Origin of the sequence: Endobacterium cereale (assembly GCF_009617585.1) — a bacterium.
GTDB lineage: Bacteria > Pseudomonadota > Alphaproteobacteria > Rhizobiales > Rhizobiaceae > Neorhizobium > Neorhizobium cereale.
This window is the reverse complement of record NZ_WIXI01000022.1, coordinates 418,194-438,841: the sequence shown is the minus strand read 5'-3', so window position 1 is coordinate 438,841 and position 20,648 is coordinate 418,194. Positions and strand designations below refer to the sequence as shown.

At 58.4% G+C, this 20,648-nt stretch carries 19 protein-coding genes; 8 read left to right on the top strand and 11 right to left on the bottom strand.

The features are described 5' to 3' along the window. Positions 1–20 precede the first annotated feature (20 nt). The 9 genes from GAO09_RS02375 to mepA form a co-directional block, all read right to left on the bottom strand. Entirely contained in the window at positions 21–311 is a 291-nt protein-coding gene (locus GAO09_RS02375; RefSeq protein ID WP_153352439.1) for a hypothetical protein, read from the bottom strand. 110 nt (positions 312–421) lie between these two features. Further along, positions 422–1,555, bottom strand: coding sequence for an alpha-D-ribose 1-methylphosphonate 5-triphosphate diphosphatase (locus GAO09_RS02370; RefSeq protein ID WP_153352438.1), 1,134 nt, complete (start codon positions 1,553–1,555; stop codon positions 422–424). Further along, positions 1,555–2,265, bottom strand: a complete 711-nt coding sequence (locus GAO09_RS02365) for a DUF1045 domain-containing protein (RefSeq protein ID WP_153352437.1) — start codon at positions 2,263–2,265, stop codon at positions 1,555–1,557. The genes GAO09_RS02370 and GAO09_RS02365 overlap by 1 nt, the downstream gene beginning before the upstream one ends. A 344-nt stretch (positions 2,266–2,609) precedes the next feature. Next, positions 2,610–3,245, bottom strand: a complete 636-nt coding sequence (locus GAO09_RS02360) for a 2,3-bisphosphoglycerate-dependent phosphoglycerate mutase (RefSeq protein ID WP_153352436.1) — start codon at positions 3,243–3,245, stop codon at positions 2,610–2,612. Positions 3,246–3,276: 31 nt separating this feature from the next. Further along, on the bottom strand, positions 3,277–4,113 hold the full coding sequence (gene dapB, locus GAO09_RS02355) for a 4-hydroxy-tetrahydrodipicolinate reductase (RefSeq protein WP_235937883.1): 837 nt from the start codon (positions 4,111–4,113) through the stop codon (positions 3,277–3,279). A 29-nt stretch (positions 4,114–4,142) separates the two neighbouring features. After that, a complete protein-coding gene (locus tag GAO09_RS02350; protein WP_153352435.1) occupies positions 4,143–5,942 on the bottom strand; it encodes an ABC transporter ATP-binding protein in 1,800 nt (599 codons plus the stop codon). Positions 5,943–6,106: 164 nt separating this feature from the next. Beyond that, a complete protein-coding gene (locus GAO09_RS02345; protein ID WP_153352434.1) occupies positions 6,107–7,129 on the bottom strand; it encodes a glucokinase in 1,023 nt (340 codons plus the stop codon). A gap of 8 nt (positions 7,130–7,137) precedes the next feature. After that, a complete protein-coding gene (locus GAO09_RS02340) occupies positions 7,138–7,518 on the bottom strand; it encodes a methylglyoxal synthase (RefSeq protein WP_153352433.1) in 381 nt (126 codons plus the stop codon). 125 nt (positions 7,519–7,643) lie between these two features. After that, positions 7,644–8,639: a penicillin-insensitive murein endopeptidase gene (mepA, locus tag GAO09_RS02335; protein ID WP_235937914.1), complete on the bottom strand. Its 996-nt coding sequence runs from the start codon at positions 8,637–8,639 to the stop codon at positions 7,644–7,646. A 230-nt stretch (positions 8,640–8,869) separates the two neighbouring features. On the opposite strand from mepA, the gene GAO09_RS02330 reads away from it, so the two are divergent. The 6 genes from GAO09_RS02330 (at position 8,870) to pncB (ending at position 16,585) form a co-directional block, all read left to right on the top strand. After that, entirely contained in the window at positions 8,870–10,720 is a 1,851-nt protein-coding gene (locus GAO09_RS02330) for an extracellular solute-binding protein (protein WP_153352431.1), read from the top strand. Between the two features lie 129 nt (positions 10,721–10,849). Beyond that, on the top strand, positions 10,850–11,929 hold the full coding sequence (locus GAO09_RS02325; RefSeq protein WP_153352430.1) for a microcin C ABC transporter permease YejB: 1,080 nt from the start codon (positions 10,850–10,852) through the stop codon (positions 11,927–11,929). Beyond that, on the top strand, positions 11,929–13,077 hold the full coding sequence (locus tag GAO09_RS02320; RefSeq protein ID WP_153352429.1) for an ABC transporter permease: 1,149 nt from the start codon (positions 11,929–11,931) through the stop codon (positions 13,075–13,077). The genes GAO09_RS02325 and GAO09_RS02320 overlap by 1 nt, the downstream gene beginning before the upstream one ends. Further along, a complete protein-coding gene (locus tag GAO09_RS02315; RefSeq protein WP_153352428.1) occupies positions 13,074–14,711 on the top strand; it encodes an ABC transporter ATP-binding protein in 1,638 nt (545 codons plus the stop codon). Before GAO09_RS02320 ends, GAO09_RS02315 begins: the two co-directional genes overlap by 4 nt. A gap of 91 nt (positions 14,712–14,802) precedes the next feature. Next, positions 14,803–15,111, top strand: coding sequence for a flagellar basal body-associated FliL family protein (locus GAO09_RS02310; RefSeq protein WP_153352427.1), 309 nt, complete (start codon positions 14,803–14,805; stop codon positions 15,109–15,111). Between the two features lie 169 nt (positions 15,112–15,280). Beyond that, positions 15,281–16,585 carry a nicotinate phosphoribosyltransferase gene (pncB, locus tag GAO09_RS02305; RefSeq protein WP_153352426.1) on the top strand — a complete coding sequence of 435 codons (1,305 nt, stop codon included), beginning with the start codon at positions 15,281–15,283 and terminating at the stop codon, positions 16,583–16,585. Between the two features lie 64 nt (positions 16,586–16,649). On the opposite strand, the gene GAO09_RS02300 is transcribed toward pncB, so the two are convergent. Beyond that, positions 16,650–17,045, bottom strand: a complete 396-nt coding sequence (locus GAO09_RS02300; protein ID WP_153352425.1) for a DUF1236 domain-containing protein — start codon at positions 17,043–17,045, stop codon at positions 16,650–16,652. Positions 17,046–17,410: 365 nt separating this feature from the next. Here GAO09_RS02300 and GAO09_RS02295 point away from each other — a divergent pair, with 365 nt between their 5' ends. Both GAO09_RS02295 and GAO09_RS02290 read left to right on the top strand, forming a co-directional pair. Beyond that, a complete protein-coding gene (locus GAO09_RS02295; protein WP_153352424.1) occupies positions 17,411–18,514 on the top strand; it encodes a carbohydrate kinase in 1,104 nt (367 codons plus the stop codon). Between the two features lie 11 nt (positions 18,515–18,525). Further along, on the top strand, positions 18,526–19,452 hold the full coding sequence (locus GAO09_RS02290; protein WP_153352423.1) for a pseudouridine-5'-phosphate glycosidase: 927 nt from the start codon (positions 18,526–18,528) through the stop codon (positions 19,450–19,452). A 62-nt stretch (positions 19,453–19,514) separates the two neighbouring features. Here the strand turns inward: GAO09_RS02290 and GAO09_RS02285 are convergent, their stop codons facing one another. Next, positions 19,515–20,453, bottom strand: coding sequence for a nucleoside hydrolase (locus GAO09_RS02285; RefSeq protein WP_153352422.1), 939 nt, complete (start codon positions 20,451–20,453; stop codon positions 19,515–19,517). Between the last annotated feature and the right edge of the window lie 195 nt (positions 20,454–20,648).

Sequence of the window (20,648 nt, the reverse complement as noted above, 5' to 3'; positions counted from 1 at the left end):
TAAGGCCGGGCGGGTGCCGGTCAGTGTGTGTCCGGGTAAAGCGAGAGGAGAGCGGTCGACAGCAGTTGCTGGGCGTAACGTTCGGCCGATTGCGAAGCCATGCTCGATAGGCCCATCTCGGAGCAGCGTTGCTGTACGGTTTCGACAATCAAGCTCATGATGCCACGGGCCTGTTCGGTATTGCCGTTGTCGGACGTGTCGAGCGCCAAGGCAAGGCTCGTCATGGATACGATCTCGAGCACGACCATGCGTGCTTCCAGATCGAAGGCGGCATCCTCGGCGTTTCGCGTGGTTCTGGCTGTCTGTTTCATATTGCGTTCCCCTAATATGAAAGGGGAACTAGAGCGTTATCTGAAACTTTAAAGCGAAATGACCGAAGATTTTTGTTCTCGCGTGACTGTGAGAAAACGGTCATGACGTTTCATGCGACCCGCTTTCCCTGCCGCCACACAGCGCGGCAGACCGGGACGCCGCTTTCTCGATGAACACGCACGAGATCGGCGCGTAAGCCGGTTGCAATGCGGCCACGATCATCAAGGCCGATGGTGCGGGCCGGCGTGGCGCTGACCATGGCAATTGCCTTGGCCAAGCTGACAGTCTCGATTTCGTCCGAGAGAATGAATGGTGCGTGCAGCAGGCTGAAGGGCACGTAGTCTGACGACAGCACATCCAGCACACCGAGGCGGGCGAGGTCGCTGGCGGCGATATTGCCGGAATGCGACTGGCCGCGCACCACGTTCGGCGCACCCATCAGCACGGCAAGGCCGGCCTTGTGGGAGGCTTCGGCGGCGGCGATGCTGGTCGGGAATTCCGCCAGCTGCACACCATGACCGATAGATTCCTCGACATGATCGAGCGTGGCATCGTCATGGCTTGCCAGGGCAATACCTGCCTCGGCGCAATGAGCGGCCAGCGCATCGCGGTGAGGAGCGGCGAAACGCTCGGATGCTTCCAGCCGGCGTTGCACGAAAGCTTCGAACGCTTCGTCGCTCAGGCCGCGCTTGATCTTGTAGTAGAAAATGTACTGGTCCATCGTCTGGAACTGGCGCTGGCCGGGTGCGTGGTCCATCAGCGAAACCATCCGAACGGCCGGATCGCTTTCGAAGTCGGAAAACTGTTCGACTACGTCCGGTGTCGAAACTTCGCAACGCAGATGAAGCAGATGTTCGGCACGCAAACGCCCCTCGCGGCCGGCCCTCTCGATCGAGTTGGCCAGTTCACGCATCTCGCCACGCGCAAAGCCGCCTTCCTCGCCGGACCCCATCCGCAGGCAATCGAGCACGGTGGTAATACCGGAACCGGCCACCTGCGTGTCATGCGCCTGGATAGCGGCGATCGCATTCCATTTCAGCCCGGCGCGCGGCGAGAAATGGGTTTCAAGATGGTCGGTATGCAGTTCCACCAGGCCCGGCAGAAGGTAATCTCCTTCGAGGTCTTCGCCTGCGGTGGAAACTCCCTCGGAAACATCCGTGATCAGCCCGTTACGGATCTGCACGGACCCGTGCAGGATATCGTCTTCGAGAACGATGCGGGCATTGCTGAGAACCTTTTCCATCAGGCAAAAACCCTCCGCCCCAGATCATCCTTCAATGGCGCGCGATGCAGTACGGAAAATGGCGCGCCGCGCTGCGGTTCCACAAACACCGTCAAAGCGTCGACCCTGCGCGGCTTGCCGGCAAAGGTGGCGAAGCGCTCGGTCAGCAGCGCATGCATCGCCTCACGGCGCTCTTCAGGCACAGGGCCCGTCAGCGTCATGTGGAAGCGGAATTCCTCCATCACATACGGGTAGCCGTATCGATGCAGGTAGTTGCGCTGCGGTTCGCTGAGCTTTTCTGGCTTGCGCCGGACGATGTCGGCGTCAGAAAGTGGTGCGCGAAAAGGTTCGAAATGTTCAACGATGCTGCCGGCGAAATTCTGAAGTGTTGGATCGGGGGCGCCTGGAACCAGCGCGAAGAACGGCCCGAGACCTGCGACGATCAGTTCGCGAATGTCGAAGGCATCGGTCTTTTCTGCGAAAGCGTCCACGGTAGCGATAAGGCTGGCCTCATCCTTGCCCTCCGCAAGCGTGAAAGGCGCCTTCAGTGTAGCGTGAAAAGCGTAACGGCGTGGGTCGGCCGTCATCGTGCGCCACTCATCTTCGGCAAGGCCGGTATCTATGGGGACGGCAAGGTCGCGGCCTTCGTAGGCATCACGGCCGAGCCATATGGAGGCTGCCTGCGTTAGCGGATCATCCTTGGCGGGGGTGAAATAGATCGCGTAACGCATGATGGTGAGGTCCTCGAAATCGTTGCTTCGCCAAGGGTATAGGCGCTCAGGGCTTGGTTGTCTCGGCACCATTTCACAGGCTCGTGACACAACTGCGTCGCGCCCGATGAAACCTTTTCGGCTCTTTGCACGTTTCCACAGCGTAATAAGGAGACAGTACAATGGAAGAAGCAAGCATCATGATCGGCACCGTCATGGCAGTCTTTGCAGCCAGCGGTGTATTGTCGGCCTATTGGTATTCCCGTCATCACGATTGATTGCCGATTATTTGGCATATTGTTATTCATACAGAAAAGGCCGCGTCACTGACGCGGCTTTTTCTGTATTTATGCCCGTTCCGTGGCTCAGTGCGCTTTGGACATGTCGCCCAGAACGGCCTTGGAAGCGACGGTCGAATCGGCGTTGACCGTGTAGACGATCGGAACGCCGGTCGCGAGATTGACGTCAAGGATCTGTTCCTTCGTCAGGCGGTCCAAAACCATGATCAGCGAACGCAACGAATTGCCGTGCGCGGCAACCAGAACCTTCTCGCCCTTGAGCACGCGCGGCAAAATTTCCGTCAGGTAATAGGGCCAGACGCGGGCACCGGTGTCGCGCAGGCTTTCGCCGCCCGGAGGCGGTACATCGTAGGACCGGCGCCAGATATGTACCTGTTCCTCGCCCCACTTGGCACGGGCATCGTCCTTATTGAGGCCGGACAGATCGCCGTAATCGCGCTCATTGAGCGCTTGGTTGCGGATCGTTTCGAGACTGGACTGGCCGAGCTTGTCGAGTACGATCTTCAACGTGTTCTGGGCGCGCTTCAAGTCGGAGGTGAAGGCGATATCGAACTTGATGCCGGTTTCTGCGAGCGCCTTGCCGCCGGCTTCGGCTTCTTCGATGCCGAGCGGGGTCAGGTCCGGGTCGCGCCAGCCGGTGAACAGGTTCTTGAGATTCCAGTCGCTCTGCCCGTGGCGAACGAGGACGAGGGTGCCGCTCATATGATCTTACCTCCAAGTATGTGTGTGTTTGTCAGTTTGAAAGTCCAAGCACGTCGAGCATGGAATAGAAACCCGGCTTCTTGTCGCGGGCCCAAAGTGCCGCAGCAACACCACCGCGTGCAAATATGCTGCGGTCGCGGGCGGTGTGAGAAAGGGTGAGCATTTCGCCTTCGCCGGCAAAAAGCACAGAATGATCACCGACAATGGAGCCGCCGCGCAGGGTGGCAAAGCCGATCTTGCCGGCTTCGCGTGCGCCAGTATGGCCATCACGCACCCGCACCGAATGGTTGGTAAGTGCGATGTCGCGGCCACGGGCGGCAAATTCGCCGAGCAGAAGGGCGGCACCTGAAGGTGCGTCGACCTTGTGCTTGTGGTGCATTTCCATGATTTCGATATCCCAGCCCGATGCCGGCAGAGCCTTTGCCGCCTGCTCGACGAGCACGCCGAGAAGATTGACGCCGAGACTTGTATTGGCGGATTTGACGACACGCGCATGACGGCCGGCCGCAATGATCTTTTCATTGTCTGCTTCGGAGCAACCGGTCGTGCCGCATACATGCACGATGCGCGCCTGAGCGGCGAGACCCGCATATTCGACGGAGGTTGCCGGCGTGGTGAAATCCAGAACGCCATCGGCATTCAGGAAGGCCTGCAAAGGATCGGCCGTCAGCGGAATGCCAAGAAAACCGACACCGGCCAGTTCTCCGGCATCCTTGCCGATAAACGACGAACCTTCACGGCCAATCGCTGCATGCAGGCGCACACCTTCTGTTTCCTGAATGATACGGATCAGCGATTGACCCATTCTGCCGGCTGCACCCACGACCACGAGCTTCATGTCTGTTTCGGTCTTGGGTGTCGCAGGCATTCAGGCAGGCTCCGTATTGATGCAGTCGATCAGTCTTCTTCCGCGGGCTTTTCGATCGGCGACGCCTGCAGATTGTTGAGGCGAGCGTAGAGCCCGTCCGGGCGCTTAGCAAGCTCCTCATGCGAGCCCTGTTCGATCACATGGCCGTCGCTCATGACGACGATCTTGTCGGCCTTGACGACGGTCGACAGGCGGTGCGCAACGACGACAACGGTGCGGCCCTTCATGGCGACATCAAGCGCCTTCTGTACGGCTGCTTCCGATTCGTTGTCGAGTGCAGAGGTTGCTTCATCGAGCAGGAGGATCGGTGCGTTGCGAACCAGAGCCCGTGCAATCGACAGTCGTTGGCGCTGGCCGCCGGAAAGCGTGATGCCGTTTTCACCGACAGGTGTGTCGTAACCCTTGGGCTGCGACAGGATGAAATCATGCGCATGGGCAAGACGGGCTGCTTCCTCGATCTCCACATCTGTCGCCTCGGGGCGTCCGTAGCGGATGTTGTCGCGGATCGAGCCCTCGAACAGATAAGGTTGTTGCGAAACGTAAGCGAGCTGGCGGCGCAGTGAGGACTTCGTGACCTTGGAAATATCCTGTCCGTCGATCAGGATCGCACCTTCGGTCGGATCGTAGAAACGCGGAACAAGCGCAATGATCGTCGATTTGCCTGCGCCGGATGGGCCGACCAGCGCGGTGGTCTTGCCGCCCTCGGCGACGATATCGACGCCTTTCAGAATGGGCACGCCTTCGCCATAGGCGAAACCGACGTTTCTGAGCTCGATCTTTGCTTCCGTCACGACGAGTTCAGCAGCGTCCGGCACTTCACGCTGCTGAGGCTGAAGATCGAGCAGCGCGTAGATCATGCGGGCGTTGACGACGGCACGTTCGATCTGCACCTGCAGTTTGGCAAGGCGACGTGCCGGGTCATAGGCCATCAACAGCGCTGTGACGAAGGAGAAAAAGGCACCTGGCGGAACATTGTCGTAGATCGAGCGGAAGGCGGCATAAGCGAGAACGCTGGCGATCGCGAGACCGGCAAAGGATTCTGTCAGCGGCGAGGTGCGTTCCGACAGGCGGGCAATGCGGTTCGCCCGCTTTTCCGCCGTCTCGATGATGTTTGTAACCTTGTCATCCAGTTGCCGTTCCATCGTAAACGCCTTGACGATGGCAATGCCCTGGATGGTTTCCTGCATGGCACCCAGCACGTGGCTGTTGACCTCGATCGCATCCTTGGTGGCCACACGCAGACGGCGTGACACATAACGCAGCGCATAAAGAAGCGGCGGTGCCACGGCAAAGACGATCAGTGACAGAACCCAATCCTTGCTGATCATCACGCCGATCAGGGCGATGAGGGTCAGAAAATCGCGTGCGGTCGAGGTCACGGTCAAGTTCAGCACGTCGCGGATACCGGTGACGTTCTGGCTGATCTGAGCGGCAAGGTGAGCCGAACGCGCCTCGCTGAAAAAACCGACCGAAAGGCCCATCAAATGCGTATAGAGGCGGCGCTGGTAGCGGGCGACGATATTGTTGCCGATCTTGGCAAGCGTGACGGCTTCGAAGTAGCTGGCGAAACCGCGTAGAACGAAGACACCGAAAATGGCACTGCAGATCAGGATGACGAGATCGGCGCGCTTGTTGGCAAAGGCTTCGTTGACAACGGCTTCCATGATCCAGGCGGTAAAGGCGGTGCTGGCGGCAACCAAGATCAGACAGCTAATCGCAAAGGCATAACCGCCGATATGATCACGCCCGTTTTCAGCGATGACGCGCTTCAGCGTGCCTGCCACCGTCGAGGAACTGACTTCGGATTTTCTGTTCTTGTGCGCTTTCAACAAGCCTTCCAATCACCAAAACTTTGACGCAAAAGCGCCCCTGTTGGACGCGCGTCTTAACCAGTTGGTAGCGTTTTGGCTAGCCGAGCCAAGAGATTCGAAAACCTTGTTGCATTTGTGCAGGCCGACCGGGCACGCTTAAACGTGCCAGCAGAAGCAGCCATTTACCGCTGCCAGCGGCGTTCGTCCATGGAAACACCATAGGCCGAAGGCTTGCGTGCAAAACTTGCAAGACCGGCCAGTGCTGCCTGTGGATGAGTGACGACGAAGGTTGGGATGGTGGCCAGCAGTTGATTATGCGGTGCCTTGTCCTCGAATGCGGTACGGAATTCCGGTTTCTTCAGTGCCGCAAGGATTTTCTGTGAGATGCCCCCGGCCAGATAGACGCCCCCGCGCGCCATGAAAATCAGCGCCATATCGCCAGCGACACGACCGAGATAGGTAGAAAAGAGCGACAGTGTCTCGACCGCCTGCGGATTGGAGCCGTCAAGACCGGCAGCCGTCACATCTGCAGGCTCCTTCAGTGATGCGTCAATATCATCAGCCTTGCAGATCGCTTGGTAGATGTTGACGACGCCGCGTCCGCTCAAGATCTCTTCAGCCGAAACACGGCCTTCGATGCGCTTGAGGTGCGGGAAGATGGCAAAATCGCGCTCCGACCGTGGTCCGACATCCACGTGTCCACCTTCACCCGGAACCGGGAACCACATGTCGCGGGCATGCAAGAGGCCGGCAACGCCAAGACCCGTGCCGGGGCCGAGAACCACGCGCGATGCCATGTGTGGCTGATCTTCAGGGCCGAGGGTTTCCCGGTGCTTCGGGCCGAGTTCGGAAGCCGCCAAAGCCTGGGCCTCGAAATCGTTGACGACCAGAACATCATCGAAACCGAGTTCGGAAATCATCTTCTTCGGCCGGACGATCCAGTCGCAATTGGTGAGATCGATCTCGTCGCCGTCGATCGGGCCGGCAATGGCGAGGATGGCCGAGCGCGGCTTCAGATCGTTGCCGTCCAGTACAACCTTCTGGATCGCGTCGTCGATCGTCGCATAATCCGCAGTCTTGACGCTGACGAAAGGTGTGGCTTCAGCCGTCGCATCGGCAAGAATGGAGAAACGGGCATTGGTGCCGCCGATATCGCCGAGAAGAATAGGGAAGGGCAGTGCTTCGGTTTTCATGCTGTCGGCCATAAGAAATGTCAGCCTTTCTGGAAGTCGATAAATTTTTCGGCGGACGCGCGGTTGAGCGCCATCGGGATGTCATAGACGGTGGCAAGACGGGTCAGTGCCTTCACGTCGACATCATGAGGTAGGGCGGAAAGCGGGTCGATGAAGAAGATCAACATGTCGACCTCGCCGGTCGCAATCATTGCGCCGATCTGCTGGTCACCGCCAAGCGGACCGCTTTTCAAACGTGTCACGTCGAGACCCGGTGCAGCCTCAAGAACCCTGCCGCCGGTCGTGCCTGTGGCGACGATCCTGAATTTCGCAAGTGATGCCTGATGAACGCGGGCGAAATCCGCCATGTCGTCCTTTTTCAGGTCATGCGCGATCAGCGCAATACATTGTGTGTCCGACATGATCTCTCCTCGCCCGTGGAACTTATAGGGCTTTTGCCTGCGATTTCCATAGCATCTGCCTGCTTTGGCAAGAGGCTATGGATTTCTAGACTGGAGATCAGGTTTTTGCCAACGGGCTTCGTCAGTTAGTTGGAAGGGCGTGCACGCGGTAGGGGGACGTCGGCAGGCGGTGCATTGACGATCGCCGCCGCATCATCATCCGGTTGAACGGCGGATGAGCGGGGGGCGACGCGCGTAATGCCGCTGGTAGCTGCCGTGATCGCCGGGTCATCCGGCGCCGAAAGCACGGCCGCGCAGGCCCTTGGCAGGTCCGACAGCATGACCTGACGCGGTTTGACCGGTTTTTCGCTCGGGTCCTTTTTGGGCTTGGCCCAGGGTTCGGGGGTGAACCACCAAGCGAGCGATTTGTCACAGCCGTCGCCAGCCGGTACTGATGCCTGCGGCCTGCAATTCGCATCGCCTGTCGGGCAGCGCATGCGGATATGAAAATGCTCGTCATGGCCATAGATCGGCCTGACCTTGCCAAGCAGCGATCGGTTGCCGGTCCAGGTGTCGCATAGCTTCTTTTTGATGGCAGGATTGACGAACACCCGCTCTACATCCGGGTAACTTGCTGCCTGCATGACGAGTTTGGCATGCGTGAAGGTCCAGCGGCGCTGATCGACTGTCAGGAACTTGCTCTTGTCGAGCATGGACGTGAAGGGCAGTTTTTCACGCTCCTGCGCGGTCATGTGGCGTTCAGGCATGGGCGTGAACCAGATATCAGCATCCAGACCGATCTGGTGCGAAGCATGGCCAAACAGCATTGGGCCGCCGCGTGGCTGGGAAATGTCGCCGATGAGGATACCCGAACCCCAGCCCAGCCGGGCCGCATCCATCGAAAAACGCTGAAGAAGTGCGACCAACTGTGGCTGGCCCCAGCGACGGTTGCGCGACAGCCGCATGGCCTGCCAGGTCGGCCCGTCCTCGGGCATCGCAACTGCGCCCATCTGGCAACCCTTGGCATAAGAGCCGATCGGGGTCGATGCGCCATCGGAAGGAAGGGCAACATTACCGAACAACTGTTTTGCCGGTGTTCCTTCCTGCGCCATGGTGGGGTCGGCAAGCGCCCCGCAAAGCATCGCTGCTGCCGTCAGGGCCAAAACACTTCGGGAAATCGTTGCCATGGTTATCCGTCGCAAATCACTCAGTTGATCCGTTTTTACCGTGAAACCGGATTTTGGTGAAATGGAGATGCGTGGTGGCGGCGATTATCTCGTCGATAATACGCTTGTGAGAGCCACGCTCCTGTTTTTCGCCCTGTTTTGCCCTATGCTTCGCCGCAACGCGATAATGCAGAAAGAGGTTTCGAATGGCTTGGTCCCGGCTGAAGGCAGGTTTGGCAATCGTTATGGCAACAACGGTCGCCACAGTGTCGGGAGTGCAGGCGCAGGATGCGGGGCAGGAGCAGAAATGGCGGCATGGTATGGCCGTGATCGGCGATCTGGAATTGCCGGCGGATTTCAAGCAGCTTCCTTACGTCGATGTGAATGCGCCCAAATCGGGTCAGTTGCGGCTGGCTGCGGAAGGCACATTCGACAACCTCAATCTGGTTATCGACCGGGGATCACCGGTGCTCGGTCTCGGCATGATCTACGACACGCTGATGAAACGTTCGGAAAACGAGGTTTTTGGCACCTACGGTCTTCTGGCCGAGGCGGTATCCTATCCGGATGACATGTCGTCGGCGACTTTTCGCCTGCGTGCCGAGGCAAAATGGGCAGATGGCCAGCCGGTGACACCGAATGACGTGATCTTCAGCATGGAAAAGCTCAAGGAATTGAGCGCGATGTATTCCGGGTACTATCGTCACGTTGCGAGCGTGGAAAAGACCGGCGAACTCGAGGTGACGTTCCGCTTCGATGAGAAGGACAACAAGGAACTGCCGTCGATCGTCGGCGATTTTCCGATCCTGCCCAAACACTGGTGGGAGGGTAAGGACGACAAGGGCCAACAGCGCGATATTTCCAAGACGACGCTGGCTGCCGTCATGGGGTCGGGGCCTTACAAGGTTGGTGCCATCCAGCCCGGATCCTCGATCCGGTACGAATTGCGCGACGATTATTGGGGCAAGGATCTGCCGATCAATCTTGGGCAGAACAATTTTCGCACGATCAGCTATTCCTATTTCTCCGACAGTGACGTGGCCTTCGAAGCATTTCGCGCGGGCACGATCGATTATCGCCGTGAAAACAGTTCCAGCCGCTGGGCAACCCGTTACGATTTCGATGCGGTGAAGGACGGGCGTGTAAAACGGGAAGCGCTGACCAATCCGTTCAAGGCGCTCGGTGTGATGCAAGCCTTCGTTCCGAATATGCGGCGTGACATCTTCAAGGACCCAAAAGTGCGCGAAGCACTCAACTACGCCTATGATTTCGAGGATCTCAACAAGAACCTCGCCTTTGGCGGCTTGAAGCGCGTCGACAGCTTTTTTTGGGGAACGGAACTGGCATCTTCCGGTCTGCCACAGGGGCGTGAACTTGAGCTTCTGCAGGAGTTGAAGGACAAGATCCCGGTGCGTGTCTTTACAGAACCCTACACGAACCCAGTGGGGGGGGATCCGAACAAGGTTCGCGATAACCTGCGAAAGGCAGTTGGTCTTTTGAAGGAGGCTGGCTGGGAGCTAAAGGGAAACCGCATGGTCAATTCTCGGACCGGCAAGCCATTGAGCTTTGAAATCCTGCTCAGCAACGCCGCGCAGGAGCGGACCGTCGTTCCCTATGTGGCTAGCCTCAAAAAGATCGGGATTGATGCCCGCATCCGCACGGTCGATTCATCGCAATACATCAACCGTGTTCGCAGCTTCGATTACGACATGCTCTATAGCGTTTGGGCACAGTCTATGAACCCCGGCAATGAGCAGACCGAATATTGGGGATCAGATTCCGTCAGTCGACAAGGATCGCGAAACTACGCCGGGATCGCCGACCCAGCGGTCGACATCCTGATCCGCAAGATCGTGTTCGCCCCCAATCGCGACGAGCAGGTGGCAGCGATCAAGGCCATGGACCGCGTCCTTCTCGCCAATCATTACGTCGTGCCGATGTTCTATTCGGGCGAGGAAAAGGTCGCCTATTGGGACCGCATCGCGCATCCTGCGACATTGCCGGAATATGAAATCGGCTTCCCGCAGATCTGGTTCGACAAACAGGCGGAGAAATGAGCTTTCGGTCCGGGGGCTTGCTTCATGCAAGCCCAACTGGTCCAAATGGCCGATGATTCGCATGCACGCCGCAATGCCGTTTTCACCCGCCTCTGGTGAAACGCACACAACGACGATCAGGGAGCGCTGATGGGCGCCTATATTCTCCGCCGCCTTCTGCTGATGATCCCGACGCTGGTCGGTATCATGGCGGTTTCCTTCATCGTCATCCAATTCGCGCCCGGTGGGCCGGTCGAGCAGGTCATTGCCCAGTTGCAAGGTTCCGATGCCGGCGATCGTCTGTCCGGTGGCGGCAATGATCTTGCCACGCAGGGTGGGGATGAAGGGCAATATCGCGGTGCACAGGGTCTCGATCCGGAATTCATCAAGAAACTCGAGCAGCAGTTCGGCTTCGACAAGCCGCCGCTGACGCGTTTCCTCGACATGATGTGGAACTATGCCCGTTTCGATTTCGGCGAGAGCTTCTTCCGCAATACGCCAGTCATCGATCTGATCCTCGACAAGCTTCCGGTCTCTTTGTCGCTGGGTGTGTGGATTTTGCTGTTTTCCTACATCATTTCCATCCCGCTCGGCATCCGCAAGGCCGTCACTGACGGATCGGCTTTCGATATCTGGACATCCGGCATCATTATCGTCGGTTATGCGGTGCCGAGCTTTCTGTTCGGCATCCTGTTGATCGTTCTGTTTGCCGGTGGTTCCTTCTTCGACTGGTTCCCGTTGCGTGGCCTCGTCTCCGACAATTTTGCCGACCTGTCCTGGTGGGAAAAGATACTCGACTACTTCTGGCACCTGACCCTGCCGCTGATCGCGCTGTCGCTGTCAGCCTTTGCCACCACCACGCTTCTGACCAAGAACTCATTCATCGATGAGATCAAGAAACAGTATGTCACGACCGCGCGTGCGAAGGGACTGAACGAGCGACAGGTGCTTTACGGTCACGTTTTTCGCAATGCGATGCTGATCGTCATCGCCGGTTTCCCGGGCGCCTTCATCTCGGCCTTTTTCACCGGCTCGCTGTTGATCGAAAACATCTTTTCGCTCGATGGTCTTGGGCGTCTGGGTTATCTCGCCATCATCAACCGTGATTATCCGATCGTGTTCGGCACGCTCTATATTTTCTCTCTGATGGGCCTCGTCATCAGTCTCGTATCCGACTTGATCTATACGTGGATCGACCCGCGCATCGATTTCGAGCGGAGGGACGTCTGATGGCTGACGCTTCCGTAACGACAGCCGCCGCAAACGCTTCGGCTCCACCGAAAGGTTTCTGGTCGCCCACCAGCCTGCGACGCTGGCAGAATTTTCGCGCCAATGGCCGAGGTTTCTGGTCCTTCTGGATTTTTCTCTTCCTGTTCTTTCTCGCTTTGATGGCAGAGTTCATTGCCAACGATCGGCCGATCATCGCCTCCTACAAAGGCGAAATTCTCTATCCCGTTCTGGTCGATTACCCGGAGGAAAAATTCGGCGGCTTTCTGGCTACCACCGATTACCGTTCCGAGTTCATCCAACAGGAGATCGAAGCCAACGGCTGGATGATCTGGCCGCCGATCCGCTATTCCTATCAGACGGTCAATTCGCAGATCCCGCATTCGGCGCCGACCGAGCCGTTCTGGCTGATGAACAAGGCTGATCGCTGCAGCGCCTATGCCCAAAAGGATGCCGATCCGAATTGCCACCTCGGCAACCTGAACTGGCTCGGCACGGATGATCAGGCACGCGATGTTGCGGCCCGACTGATCTACGGTTTCCGTATTTCCGTGTTGTTCGGGCTGGCGCTGACCTTTGCGTCTGCCGTCATCGGCGTACTCGCCGGTGCCGTGCAGGGGTATTTCGGCGGCTGGACCGATCTGCTGATGCAGCGCTTCATCGAGATCTGGTCGGCCATGCCGGTCTTCTACATCCTGCTCATTATTGCGGCCATCCTGCCTCCGGGTTTCTTCATCCTACTCGGCATTATGCTGCTGTTCTCCTGGGTCGGCTTTGTCGGCGTGGTGCGAGCCGAATTCCTGCGTGCTCGCAATTTCGAATATGTGCGGGCGGCAAGAGCGCTTGGTGTCGGCAACTGGACGATCATGATCCGCCACCTTCTGCCCAATGCCATGGTGGCGACACTGACATTTCTCCCCTTCATCCTATCCGGCTCGATTGCCACACTGACCTCGCTCGATTTCCTCGGCGTCGGCATGCCCCCTGGTTCGCCGTCGCTGGGTGAAATGATCGCGCAGGGCAAGAATAACCTGCAGGCGCCTTGGCTCGGCATCACCGCCTTCATGGCCATGTCGGTGATGATGTCACTGCTGATCTTCGTCGGCGAGGCCGTGCGCGATGCATTCGATCCGCGAAAGGCATTTAAATGAGCACCAGGATCGAACCGCTTCTCTCCGTCAAAGACCTGTCGGTTGCCTTCCATCAGGGCGGCAAGACATCGCTTGCTGTCGATCGCGTGTCCTTTGATATCGCGCCGGGCGAGGTAATGGCGCTGGTCGGTGAATCCGGCTCCGGAAAATCGGTGTCTGCCAATTCGATCCTGCGCCTTCTGCCCTATCCGGCGGCGAGCCATCCATCGGGAGAAATACTGTTCGGCGGAAAGGATATGCTGAAGGCCAGCGATACTGAGCTGCGGCATGTTCGTGGTGACGACATCACCATGATCTTCCAAGAGCCGATGACCTCGCTTAATCCGCTGCACTCGATCGAGCGGCAGATCGGTGAAATTCTGGCGCTGCATCAGGGCATGAATGTTGCCTCTGCCCGCGTTCGCACGCTGGAACTTCTCAATGAAGTTGGCATTCGCGAGCCGGAAAAGCGGCTGAAGGCTTTTCCGCACGAATTGTCCGGTGGCCAGCGCCAGCGTGTGATGATTGCCATGGCGCTCGCCAACCGTCCAAAACTGCTGATTGCCGATGAGCCGACGACGGCGCTTGATGTCACCGTGCAGGCGCAGATTCTCGAGCTTCTGAGCCGGTTGAAGGTCGATTACGGCATGTCGATCCTGTTCATCACCCATGATCTCGGCATTGTCCGCAAATTTGCCGATCGTGTCTGCGTGATGACCAAGGGCAAGATCGTCGAGACCGGCGCGGTTGAGGACGTTTTTGAAAATCCGAGCCATGAATACACCCGCCATCTGCTGGCTTCCGAGCCGCGTGGCGAGCCGCCGGTGACCGATCCGACCCGCCCGGTGGTGATGGAAGGCAAGGACATAAAAGTCTGGTTTCCGGTCAAGGCCGGTTTCTTCCGCAAGGTGGTCGATCATGTGAAGGCGGTGGATGGCGTCGACCTGACGCTGAGGGCGGGTGAGACGCTGGGTGTTGTCGGTGAATCCGGCTCCGGCAAGACGACGCTTGGCCTTGCTTTGGCGCGGTTGATCTCGTCCAAGGGGCGTATCAGCTTTATCGGCAACGAGATCGATGGCCTGTCCTTCAAGGGCATGCTGCCTTATCGCGACCGGCTGCAGGTAGTGTTTCAGGATCCTTACGGCTCGCTCAGCCCGCGTATGTCGGTGGGCGAAATCATTGCCGAGGGCCTGAAGGTGCACGAAAAGTCGCTTTCAGCAGCGGAACGCGACCACCGCGTCGCAGCGGCATTGGATGAAGTCGGCCTCGATCCGGCCACCCGCTGGCGGTATCCGCACGAATTTTCCGGCGGCCAGCGGCAGCGTATCGCCATTGCCCGCGCCATGGTGTTGAAGCCGCGTTTCGTCATGCTTGATGAGCCGACCTCGGCGCTGGATATGACCGTGCAGGCGCAGGTAGTCGACCTTCTGCGTGATCTGCAGCAGAAACATCAACTCGCTTACCTGTTCATCAGCCACGACCTGAAAGTGGTGAAGGCGCTGGCCAATGAAATGATCGTCATGCGGCTCGGAAAAGTCATGGAAGCCGGTCCATCGGAGCAGATTTTCAAGGCGCCACAGAATGATTACACGCGCGCACTGATGGCGGCTGCCTTCAAGATAGAGGCGGCCGAGGTGACGGTGGACAGTCAGTAGCGGCGTCATCAGCCCGGAACATTTGCGCGGATAATCGGTTCTCCTCTCATGATTGTCGTCGCTAGGCGGCAGATTTTTGAAGGAGGAGACGATGAACAGCCGTTTCGATCCAAAGGACGCTCGGCCGATCGATACAGTGCCACCACCTTTTGGCACGCGCGATACGGTCAAGGAAATCGAACAGCCCCTGACGCCGACGGATGCCCGCCAGGGCGCCAAGGGGAAGCCGGTTCTGAAAGTGCTGCTGGCCGGTATCGTTCTGGCGCTGCTGGGATGGGGTGGTGCGGAATGGTGGGGTGCCAAGACGGCGCCACCCGCCGAACAGACGGCGACACCACCTGCCGGCCCTGCTGAACCCGCAAAGCCGAGTGAAGCTCCGGCACCTGCCAACACTCCCTGACTCAAGGTTCAATCCAGATGCGGCACACATCAATCGATTTGATGCGCCCGCATCTGGACTTTGTCATATGTTTTGCCGATAAATTGTGCCGCGAGCGTGAAAACACGCTCTTACCTTAGGCAGGCAAGGGCGTTTTCTCCCGATTTCGGGGTGCGCCGCAGGGGCAGGCATGACGAAGACCGATATCGCAACCCGGGTCTATAACCACGCCTTCAAACTCGATCCGATCATTCGCAGTCTGATCGATACGGATTTCTACAAATTGCTGATGTTGCAGATGATTTGGAAACTGTATCCGCAAACGGATGCAACGTTCTCCCTGATCAACCGCACCACACGTGTGCGTCTGGCAGATGAAATCGATGAAGGTGAGCTGCGCGACCAGCTGGATTACGCCCGCTCGCTACGTCTTACCAAGAAGGAAATGATCTGGCTGGCGGGTAACACGTTTTATGGCCGCAAGCAGATCTTTGAACCCGAATTTCTGACCTGGCTCGCCGCATATCAGTTGCCAGAATACGAGCTTTCGAAACGTGATGGCCAATATGAGCTGACTTTCCACGGTCGGTGGGTTGATACCACGATGTGGGAAATTCCGGCGCTTGCCATCATCAACGAATTGCGCTCGCGTGCCGCCCTGCGCTCGCTGGGTTATTTCACGCTGGACGTGATCTATGCCCGCGCCAAGGCAAAAATGTGGGAAAAGGTGCAGCGCCTGCGCGAGCTCCCGGGATTGCGCATCTCTGATTTCGGCACCCGCAGACGCCACAGCTTTTTGTGGCAGCGCTGGTGCGTCGAGGCGCTGAAGGAAGGCATCGGTCCGGGCTTCACCGGCACTAGCAACGTTCTGCTCGCTATGGATTCCGATCTCGAAGCCGTCGGCACCAATGCGCATGAATTGCCCATGGTGATGGCAGCTCTCGCCGATACCGACGATGAGCTTCGCGCTGCGCCTTACAATATCATGAAGGACTGGAATCGGCTTTATGGCGGCAATCTGCTGATCGCGCTGCCGGATGCCTTCGGTACCGCAGCTTTCCTGCGTGATGCACCGGAATGGGTGGCCGACTGGACCGGTTTCCGCCCGGACAGCGCCCCGCCGATCGAAGGTGGTGAAAAGATCATCGAATGGTGGCAAAAGATGGGGCGCGATCCGCGCCAGAAACTGCTGATCTTCTCTGATGGTCTCGACGTCGATGCGATCATCGACACCTACCGCCATTTCGAAGGCCGCGTGCGCATGAGTTTTGGTTGGGGCACCAACCTCACCAACGATTTCATGGGCTGCGCGCCAACGGCAATCGATGGCCTCAACCCGATCTCGGTGGTCTGCAAGGTCAGCGATGCCAACGGTCGGCCGGCGGTAAAACTGTCCGACAATCCGCACAAGGCGACGGGCGAACCCTCGGAAGTTCAGCGTTACCTGAAGATTTTCGGTCAGGAAGACCGGGTCGAACAAGCCGTTCTGGTTTGATTTCCACCGAAGACAAAAAGGCCCCATGCGACTGTGCATGGGGCCTTTTCGCATAGGCGAATGTTTATTGGACGACCTGAACGACCGTGTGGGTGCCCGGATCCACGATAACCCGCTGTTCGTTGACGATGGCATAGCCGTAGCGTTCGTTGCTCGGCACCGGTGTCAGGATCACGGTTTCCGGAATACGTTTGCCGACAACCACTTCCTGCTGCACCATCACAGGTGCCGGGGCAGGCTGCTGTTGGACATAGGTAACAACCTCCGGCGGCGGCGGGTCGATGGCTGTACCGATGATGGCGCCGGCAACACCGCCGACTGCTGCACCAACCGGACCGCCAACAATGGCGCCGGTGACGGCGCCGCCGGCTGCGCCACTTGCGGTGCCTTCCTGGGCATAGGCGGCGGTAGCAAACACCGTGGCCAGCGCGGCCGCAGACGTCATGATGATCTTACGCATTGGTCTTCTCCTTTTGGGTTCACCAATGGCGAAAGAACACGGATGGCGGATTTCCGTTCCGGCTTGCTGATAACGAATCGTAAAAATCTGAAAACAGAAGACGACTGGATTTGCTTTTGAAGGGCGCTCAAGCTGTTGATTTTTATGGATTATAAGGTTGACTTTCGCAGATCACGTCGGAGCGCTTCAGGCTGGAAGCACGCGTCTGTGCCGCACAATCAAAGCCGGCTTTTTCCCGGCAGGGTGCGGGCAAATGTAAGGCCGGACTTGCGATCAAGTATGTCTGTCGCTCTTGTAAACATCTGTTGACATAATAGTCAAAAGTTTTAATGACGATGAAACAGGTTTCAAAAGGCTTCATGCATATGGACGAACTTGCACCACAGGAAGCGGCGGTTCTGGCAATCATCAAGGCTAATCCGTTTGTCGGCCAGCAGGAAGTCGCCGATCAGCTCGGTCTCGCCCGCTCCACCGTAGCTGCGCATATCGTTCAGCTGGTGCAGAAGGGTCATATCCTCGGTCGCGGTTATGTTCTGGCAAGCGGCCAGCGGGCCATCTGTGTCGGCGGCGCGGTGCTGGATCGCAAATACAATGCCCGTGCGCCGCTGGTGATGGAAACCTCCAACCCGGTTGATAGCGGTCGCTCCTTCGGTGGTGTTGCGCGCAATGTCGCGGAAAATCTGGCTCGGCTCGGCACTGCCACCGGCTTTGTCTCCATGGTCGGAGATGACGAGACAGGACGCGCCATTCTTCATGATTTGCAGGATTGCGGCGTCGATATTAGTCAGGTGGTGATGACGGCGGAGCGCCCCACGGCGGAATATGCGGCGATCCTCGATCCGGCCGGTGATCTCGTGCTCGGCATTTCCGACATGAGCATTTTCGATCTCATTCAACCCGCACAGGTCGAGAAGGCATGGTCGCATATGGCGGCAGCCAGCTGGGTGTTTGCCGATTGCAACCTGCCTGCGGAGACACTGGCCTTCCTGATTTCCAAACGTCGTGATGCCCGTTTTCGGTTGGCGATCGATGCCGTCTCGACACCCAAAGCGGCGCGTCTGCCGCGCGATTTGACCGGTATCGACCTGATCTTCATGAATATCGACGAAGCCAATGCGGTGCTGCGTCTCGATCAGGTGATCACGGATGCTGGCGAAGCAGCACTTGCACTGCAGGCTGCCGGCGCATCGGAAGCCGTAGTCACAATGGGTGGGCGCGGTATCGCCGTTGCAGCCCGCGAAGGCTTGAAATTTTTCCCGGCCGTCGAAGCGAGCCCGGTCGACATGACCGGCGCGGGCGACGCGATGATCGCCGGCACCCTGCATCGCCTGCTGGAAGGTGATGATCTCTATCGCGCCGCCCGCACCGGCGCGCTTCTTGGAACACTCACAACGGAAAGCCCGGCCAGCGTTCACACAGAACTGTCCGAACGTTTTCTCGCCGCCAACATGCATCGCCTCGATCGCTGAAAGGAATTCTCATGTCCCTCATCAAACCAAAGCTCAGCCAGGAAGTGGCCGATACGCTGGCTTCGGGTGGCCCGGTCGTGGCACTGGAATCCACCATCATCACTCATGGCATGCCTTTTCCGGACAATCTCGCAACCGCATTCGGCGTCGAACAGGTGATCCGTGAAAACGGTGCCGTGCCCGCGACCATCGCCGTTGTGAATGGCGAACTTCGCGTCGGTCTGGAGCCGGACGAGCTGGAGGCGCTGGCAAAGGCTGAAAATGTCGTCAAGGCCTCGGGCCGTGACCTTGCCGTTGCGATGGTGCGTGGCCAGTCGGCCGGCACGACCGTGTCCGCCACCATGCTGATGGCCGATCTTGCAGGCATCGACATTTTTGCCACCGGCGGCGTTGGCGGCGTACATCGCGGTGCCGAGCAGACCTTTGATATTTCCGCCGACCTGACCGAGCTTGGCCGTACGAAGACCGCCGTCGTCTGCGCCGGTGTGAAATCCATTCTCGATATTGCCAAGACTTTGGAATATCTCGAAACCCAGCGCGTGCCGGTCATTGCCTACGGAACGGAAGAGTTTCCGGCCTTCTTTACCCGTCAGAGCGGATTCAAGGCGGATCACCGTCTCGATACACCGGAAGAGATTGCCCGCGCCATGTTTCTGCACCATCAACTTGGCACCGGCACCGGCCTGCTGATCGCCAACCCGATCCCCGAAGCGGCAGCGCTGACGCATGAATTCATCGATGGCACGATTGCCGATGCGGTGAGGGAAGCCGATGAGCGCGGCATTGGCCGCAAGGAGCTGACGCCCTTCCTGCTTGCCCGCATCAACGAACTGTCGGGCGGCGAAAGCCTGAAGGCGAACATTCAGCTGGTGCGCAACAATGCAGCGCTTGCTGCACGCATGGCAGTTGCCTATGCACCTTTGAGGGCTGGACGTTAAGCTAGGTCCGTATACGGAAAAACAAAGGGCCGCTCGATGCGGCCCTTTTGCATTTCAGGAGCTTAGCGCAGTGTCGCAAGCCGTTCGGTCAGCAGCGCAAAAAAGCCGTCGGCATCGACCTTGCCCATGAACAGCGCGTTTTTCGGGCGATCCGTCACGCCCCACCAGTCGGCAACGGTCATGCCCTTGGTCAGTTCGGAGGCTGTCTCCACCTCGACATTGCACTGGCGGCCCGCATAAAGCTCGGGCTTCAGCAGATAGGCGATGACGTTCGGGTCATGCAGCGGCCCGCCTTCGCTGCCGTATTTCTCCACGTCGAAACGCTCGAAATATTCCAGCCACCCGGCGACCGCATCACCAACCGGCGTGCCGAAATCGCGGAATGCGGCGACGCGCGGCTTGGTGGTCAGCACCTTGTGGGTGACGTCCAGCGGTAGGATGACCACGGGCGCACCGCAACCGAAGGCGATCTTTGCAGCCTTCGGGTCGACATAGATGTTGAATTCGGCAGCCGGCGTGATGTTGCCGCCTTCGAACAAGCCGCCACCCATGGAGACGATACGGCGGATGCGTTTGGCGATCTCGGGCGCCTTTGTCAGAGCGGTGCCGAGATTGGTCAGCGGTCCGAGAGTGCAGATGGTGACGGTGCCTTCCGCCTCGGCCATCATCGTATCGATGATGAAATCGACGGCATGTTTTTCCTGCAGCGGCATGGTCGGATCAGGCAGCGTAGCGCCATCGATGCCGGTCCAGCCATGCACATATTCGGCGGTGACGAGTGCGCCTTCCATCGGCTTGTCGCAGCCGGCGAAAACCTTGATGTCGGTGCGCCCTGCCAGTTCGCAGATCTTGCGGATATTCTTTTCCGTCAGCGTCAGCGGCACATTGCCGGCGGCGGCGGTAATGCCGAGGATTTCCAGTTCCGGGCTGGCGAGTGCTAGCAGGATCGCCAAGGCATCGTCCTGGCCGGGATCGGTATCAATGATAATCTTTTCCGCCATGGGACACTCCTCCAAAACATGTGAAATGAAACGTGTCTCCGGGCTACGCGAAGCAGCGAGCCGACGCAAGCCTGCATTTATGGACTTGCGTCAGCGCAAATTGCGACCTTAAGTCATCGCCGCGAATGAAGCGGGCCATATATGCTTGCCGGTGAAAATTGCGATGGTTTTTCAAGCATCGCCAGCACAGGAAAG

What these genes read in the sequence shown, in the direction of transcription:
- GAO09_RS02295 (WP_153352424.1), top strand. Translation starts at nt 17,411, where the DNA reads ATGGACGAACTTGCACCACAGGAAGCGGCGGTTCTGGCAATCATCAAG.
- GAO09_RS02375 (WP_153352439.1), bottom strand. Translation starts at nt 311, where the DNA reads ATGAAACAGACAGCCAGAACCACGCGAAACGCCGAGGATGCCGCCTTC.
- GAO09_RS02330 (WP_153352431.1), top strand. Translation starts at nt 8,870, where the DNA reads ATGGCTTGGTCCCGGCTGAAGGCAGGTTTGGCAATCGTTATGGCAACA.
- GAO09_RS02310 (WP_153352427.1), top strand. Translation starts at nt 14,803, where the DNA reads ATGAACAGCCGTTTCGATCCAAAGGACGCTCGGCCGATCGATACAGTG.
- GAO09_RS02290 (WP_153352423.1), top strand. Translation starts at nt 18,526, where the DNA reads ATGTCCCTCATCAAACCAAAGCTCAGCCAGGAAGTGGCCGATACGCTG.
- GAO09_RS02345 (WP_153352434.1), bottom strand. Translation starts at nt 7,129, where the DNA reads ATGGCCGACAGCATGAAAACCGAAGCACTGCCCTTCCCTATTCTTCTC.
- GAO09_RS02365 (WP_153352437.1), bottom strand. Translation starts at nt 2,265, where the DNA reads ATGCGTTACGCGATCTATTTCACCCCCGCCAAGGATGATCCGCTAACG.
- GAO09_RS02300 (WP_153352425.1), bottom strand. Translation starts at nt 17,045, where the DNA reads ATGCGTAAGATCATCATGACGTCTGCGGCCGCGCTGGCCACGGTGTTT.
- GAO09_RS02340 (WP_153352433.1), bottom strand. Translation starts at nt 7,518, where the DNA reads ATGTCGGACACACAATGTATTGCGCTGATCGCGCATGACCTGAAAAAG.
- GAO09_RS02325 (WP_153352430.1), top strand. Translation starts at nt 10,850, where the DNA reads ATGGGCGCCTATATTCTCCGCCGCCTTCTGCTGATGATCCCGACGCTG.
- GAO09_RS02320 (WP_153352429.1), top strand. Translation starts at nt 11,929, where the DNA reads ATGGCTGACGCTTCCGTAACGACAGCCGCCGCAAACGCTTCGGCTCCA.
- dapB (WP_235937883.1), bottom strand. Translation starts at nt 4,113, where the DNA reads ATGCCTGCGACACCCAAGACCGAAACAGACATGAAGCTCGTGGTCGTG.
- GAO09_RS02360 (WP_153352436.1), bottom strand. Translation starts at nt 3,245, where the DNA reads ATGAGCGGCACCCTCGTCCTCGTTCGCCACGGGCAGAGCGACTGGAAT.
- GAO09_RS02285 (WP_153352422.1), bottom strand. Translation starts at nt 20,453, where the DNA reads ATGGCGGAAAAGATTATCATTGATACCGATCCCGGCCAGGACGATGCC.
- GAO09_RS02370 (WP_153352438.1), bottom strand. Translation starts at nt 1,555, where the DNA reads ATGGAAAAGGTTCTCAGCAATGCCCGCATCGTTCTCGAAGACGATATC.
- GAO09_RS02315 (WP_153352428.1), top strand. Translation starts at nt 13,074, where the DNA reads ATGAGCACCAGGATCGAACCGCTTCTCTCCGTCAAAGACCTGTCGGTT.
- mepA (WP_235937914.1), bottom strand. Translation starts at nt 8,639, where the DNA reads ATGCTTTGCGGGGCGCTTGCCGACCCCACCATGGCGCAGGAAGGAACA.
- pncB (WP_153352426.1), top strand. Translation starts at nt 15,281, where the DNA reads ATGACGAAGACCGATATCGCAACCCGGGTCTATAACCACGCCTTCAAA.